Source organism: Microcystis sp. 49638_E5 (genome assembly GCF_021300285.1).
Taxonomy (GTDB): domain Bacteria; phylum Cyanobacteriota; class Cyanobacteriia; order Cyanobacteriales; family Microcystaceae; genus Microcystis; species Microcystis aeruginosa_C.
On record NZ_JAJTDH010000160.1, the window covers coordinates 1 to 5,014 of the forward strand.

At 41.1% G+C, this 5,014-nt stretch carries 4 protein-coding genes and 1 pseudogene; 1 reads left to right on the top strand and 4 read right to left on the bottom strand.

Features of this window, described 5'->3' with window-relative positions; all coding sequences use genetic code 11:
- Together LW728_RS22860 and LW728_RS22865 are read right to left on the bottom strand one after the other, a co-directional pair.
- Positions 1–785, bottom strand: a pseudogene (locus LW728_RS22860) (RNA-guided endonuclease InsQ/TnpB family protein); the annotation flags it as partial.
- The gene (locus LW728_RS22865; protein WP_287768467.1) at positions 742–1,947 is read right to left on the bottom strand and encodes an ATP-grasp domain-containing protein; all 1,206 of its coding nucleotides are present in this window, start codon (positions 1,945–1,947) and stop codon (positions 742–744) included. The gene LW728_RS22865 and the pseudogene LW728_RS22860, both read right to left, overlap by 44 nt.
- Positions 1,948–2,704: 757 nt before the next feature.
- Here LW728_RS22865 and LW728_RS22870 point away from each other — a divergent pair.
- Complete coding sequence (locus LW728_RS22870; RefSeq protein ID WP_002803220.1) at positions 2,705–3,382, top strand: hypothetical protein; 678 nt, start codon at positions 2,705–2,707, stop codon at positions 3,380–3,382.
- A gap of 53 nt (positions 3,383–3,435) precedes the next feature.
- Here LW728_RS22870 and LW728_RS22875 read toward each other — a convergent pair whose 3' ends face one another.
- Both LW728_RS22875 and LW728_RS22880 read right to left on the bottom strand, forming a co-directional pair.
- Positions 3,436–4,374 carry a GDP-L-fucose synthase family protein gene (locus LW728_RS22875; RefSeq protein ID WP_002803221.1) on the bottom strand — a complete coding sequence of 313 codons (939 nt, stop codon included), beginning with the start codon at positions 4,372–4,374 and terminating at the stop codon, positions 3,436–3,438.
- Positions 4,375–4,386: 12 nt separating this feature from the next.
- The coding region (locus LW728_RS22880) for a GDP-mannose 4,6-dehydratase (protein WP_287768470.1) at positions 4,387–5,014 on the bottom strand (628 nt) is incomplete at its 5' end.

The following is a 5,014-nucleotide window of genomic DNA, read 5'->3' on the forward strand; positions in this document are numbered from 1 at the left end:
CCAGCTTACATCAGATATTGCCTGAGATAATTTCGGGTTTTTGACCATATTCTTGACGGCTAAATTCTCAACCACAATCGTTTGGTTTTCACGAACTAATTGAGTGGTTAGCTTGTGTAAATGGTCTTTTCTGTTATCAGTAATTTGAGCGTGAATTCTGGCTACTTTGATTCTCGCTTTTTCCCGATTTTTTGACCCTTTCTGTTTTCTAGAAAGACTTTTTTGCGCTTTTCGCAGTCTCCGATAATGCTTTTTAAAATGCTTGGGATTAGATACTTTATCGCCGTCGCTGGTAATTACTAGGCTACTAATTCCTAAGTCAATTCCAATGGCTTTATCTGTTACTGGTAAAGGCTTAATCGTTGGGTCATCAAATCTTATTGAGATATGCCAGCGTCCTGATGGATGTAATCTGACTGTTACTGTGTTGGTTCACAGCTTTCTGGTATTTGTCTTGACCATCGAATAGGTAAAGGTTCTGTGCATTTAGCTAAATAGATTTGTTTGTCTTTAAATTTAAAAGCAGATTTGGTAAATTCGGCACTTCCTCCCTGATGTTTTTTCTTAAAGTTAGGATACTTATTACGACCAGCAAAGAAGTTAGTAAAAGCTGTTTGTAAATGTCTTAACCCTTGTTGTAAGGGTACACAGCTTACTTCATTGAGAAAGTTTAATTCTTCTTGTTTTTTCCAATCGGTCAACATTGAAGAAGTTTGAACATATCCTACTCTTTCTTGTCTTTCATACCAAGCTTGTGTTCTGACATGGAGAGCTTTGTTGTAAACTGACTACCTCTTCTAAAGACTCTAACCAATGAAAGTTAACATCAGCTAAACTCTGACTGAGATCGATCGCTTTGCTGTCAGCTAGGACGCGAAAAATTATTTGTGGTAGGGTGGGATTGAGAAAAGAGCGGGGTTCCAAGGTTTGTCTTTCCTGTCGGGTAGCCCGGATCGTTCGTTCGCCGCTGCCCCGGCTGGGTGATAATGGGCTATAACTGCGGTAGTAATGGCTAATACTCTCGATCGCTTTTTGGCCAAAGTCGGGATAACTGATAATATCAACGATAACCACTTTTAAATTAGGCAATAGTTGGAATTGTTGCAGACCAGCCTCTATTTGCTCGTTTAATTGCTCTAATTCTAGTCTTTCCTCCAGTATAAGCCATGCTGCCAGTTTTGCCTCCTTGCTGGCTAAGGCATCCCAGACAGTGGACATCAAACCCTGGCCATTACTGATCACGGCTATTTGGCCAGTTTGATCAATTATCGACCAAGGGGATTGTAATTGGGGAGGGGTCAAGGCCAGAAGATCGAGATGTCTAGCTAAAGCGGCATCATTAACACTTATTTTGCCATCTAGGGCCATCACTTCCCCGGCTTCGTTGATACCCAGGGGATTAATCTCGATAATATCGAGATCTTTGCTGACAAAGAGACTATACATTTTTTCGAGAATTTGACTGATAGACTCGATCAAAGACCCTCTTAAACCCATAGATACGGCTAATTGCCGACAGAGATAGGGGGAAAATCTCGCTTCGATGACCACTTTTTGCATGGTTGCCAGTAAACTGTCCACATCCATCCCCCCTTGACTCGCACCCAGTAAAACCGGTCTTTGCAGATGATAATCGAGTAAAATGGCTAAAAATATCTCCTGTTGCGGATTATACCTGGCTTCTGCTAAGATTACCTCTGGATATTCTCCGGCGATCGGTAAATGAAAGATAGCATGGGCAGCAGCGATCGCATCAATGGTATTAGCGACAAATCTCACTCCTCCTGCTTTTCCCCGGCCTCCCGTGCGTACCTGGGATTTCAGCACGATAGGATAGGGAATGTTTAATCTTTTTAGTCCCCCCGGTTCGTGGATTGGTTGGGAAGGTAAAATGGGGATACCTACTTGAGCAAATATTTCCTTGGCTTGGTATTCGAGTAAATCCATAATTGATTAATTGATAAAGTGGCGATTCTCTCTTTGCTCGTTTCGGTAGCTTGGGGACTTATGAAGATTATTTTAGCAACAGCATCAAGTTCACGGGTGATCGGGGAGAATATTCTTGGTTTACTCGATCGCAAAAATTAAAGTTATACTAAATCCAGTTATTAAAGACTGATTATTTATTCCTCCTTTTGCCTCTTGCCTTTTGCCTGTCCTCATAAATAGCCTATACTCAGCGGATTTAGTATTAATTGTGTCATTATGCGGTTAGAGGAGAGACTTTTTTAGCTACCCACCCCTAGTAGTCTAGCAATCTTTCACTCTCTCTATTTCTATCTTTAGTAGGCTTTACTGCATTTAAACTGAGTATTAGATTAGTACAAGCGCACCACTCACCACTTCCCACTTCATAATTCTTAATTCATAATTCCCCACTCCCTCAGTTTTTTGTCACAATTGTTACATTTTTTCACAGATTTTAATTCGATCGGGTGATTTTTTTTTGATAGGAGTGAACCTATAATTTGCTCAGAAATAGTTATTGTTATCCATTGACCGTGTAAAACTAAGAACTGCGGACAAATCAAGAGTTTTGGCGTTTCAATAGACCAACTAAACTAACAACTGGCAATTAGTCGGAAATATCAGTTATTTTTTGCTAAAATTCTCCTTTTTCCCGCATTTTCCTGCTTGGAAACAAACTTTTTCCCGCTTTCGTCTCTGTCTTTAATTCGCTCCCACTAGGAAACTCAAGGGTAAGATGCTATATTTTCAAAAGCAGGGTCGTCATCATCCTCTGACCCTATTAACAATGCTTTTAAGTGCTTCTTTCGTTGTGGTCTCCCTCTCTTTGACTCCTGCGATCGCACGTCAATTCGCCCCAATTAACCCGATTAAACCGATTCTTTTGGGGAATAATCAATTAATTCCTGCCGGCACAGACATCCCTGTAAAATACGAGCAAGGGAAAAAAATTCTTTTAACCAAACAAGAAACTTTTTCTTTATCTCTGACCGTCACCGATAATATCAAAAATTCCCAAGGACAGACAATTATTCCCGATGGTAGTCAGATTATCGGAGAAATTAAACCTGACGGTCAAGGTTCGCGTTTTCTATCCCAAAAAATCTTTTTAAAAACCCCTCAACCCCAAGAAAAATCTATCGATGCTATTTCGGCAGTTTTCACTCGTCTAGAAAGGATAATTAAAGGAGTTAACCCCGATAAAATTATCCACGGTGCAGTATTAGGAAAATCCGCCGCTTCTGTCCTCGCTTCCTTTATCTCTGACCAACCGGTTAGCGAGGGATTATTACGAGGAGGAGGATTAGAAGTATTAGCCGGCTGGTTATTACGAGGAGAATCGGTGGAATTATTGTCAATTAACCCCAAGGAAGATTTAAAATTAACCCTTCGTTCTGATTTTACCGGTCAGTAACCTAAAAAAAATCTGGTGTGTTAGTTATTTATCTAACACACCAGCTATCTGAACTAAGCGGCGTTTTGCCTATACCATTCAATGGTTTTTCGCAAACCTTCTTTAAATTCCATTTGAGCAACAAAACCGAATTTTTCCTGAGCGCGGGTTGTATCTAAACAGCGTCGCGGTTGACCATTCGGTTTATCTATTTCCCAAACAATTTCGCCATCAAAACCCATTAAATCACAGATTAATTCGACTAAATCTTTGATAGAAATCTCATAATTTGTACCAAGATTAATCGGGTCTGATTCATTATAGAACTGACTGGCCATGACAATGCCGCGTGCTGCATCGGTGGAGTAGAGAAACTCCCGGGTTGGACTACCATCTCCCCAGACAGGAAGTTGTTTATCCCCCCGTTGTTGTGCCTCATAAACCTTGCGAATTAAAGCAGGAATTACATGGGAACTACCCGGATCAAAATTATCCTCTGGCCCGTATAAATTTACCGGTAAAAGATAAATTCCGTTGAAACCATACTGCAAACGATAAGACTCTAATTGTACCAATAAAGCCTTTTTAGCGATCCCGTATGGCGCATTGGTTTCTTCGGGATATCCTGACCATAAATCGTCTTCATGGAAAGGTACTGGAGTAAATTTTGGATAGGCACAAATTGTCCCCACACAGACAAATTTTTGTACTCCTGCTAGATAGGCAGCGTGAATTAATTGGGTTCCCATCATCAAATTATCATAGAATAATTCGGCGGGTTTTTCCCGATTGAGACCGATGCCTCCCACATGGGCAGCCAAATGGATAATTAAATCTTCTTGGTCGGCTAAACGTTGACAGTTTTCCCAAACTCTTAAATCACAATCCTTTGACCGAGGAATTGTAATTTTTTCGGGATTTGCCCCCGCTGCAATTAATTGATTAACTACTTGCCGACCTAAAAATCCGGCCCCCCCGGTGACGACGATTCTCTGTTCGCTTAAATTGAGCATATTTTCACCTCTTTAATCCACAGTTGTCATCGAACGATTGCGAAGATAGGCCAAATCTTTTAATAACTGTTGGCTATCACCACCGTTATTAAGATTAATCCCCAAAGCCGCTAAATCCGCATCTACCATTAATTTTACCAGTCCCTCAAACGTTACCGACGGCTGCCAGCCTAATTTCTCCCTGGCTTTTGTAGAATCTCCTATCAATAAATCCACTTCCGCCGGACGCAAATAACGTTCATCAAACTCCACATAATCCTGCCAATTTAAATTAACGTATTGGAAAGAAATATCGAGAAACTCCCGGATAGAATAGGTTTCATTTGTCGCCACCACATAATCATCCGGTTCTTCCTGTTGTAACATTAACCACATCGCCCGCACATAATCCTTAGCATAACCCCAATCCCGTTTAGAATCGAGATTTCCTAGATAGAGTTTTTTCTGTTGTCCGGCGATAATTCGGGCCAAAGCGCGGGTAATTTTGCGCGTGACAAAAGTTTCTCCCCGCCGGGGGGATTCATGGTTAAATAAAATGCCGTTACAGGCAAATAAGTCGTAGGATTCCCGATAGTTGATTGTTTGCCAGTGACCGTAAACTTTCGCACAAGCGTAGGGACTGCGGGGATAAAATGGCGTG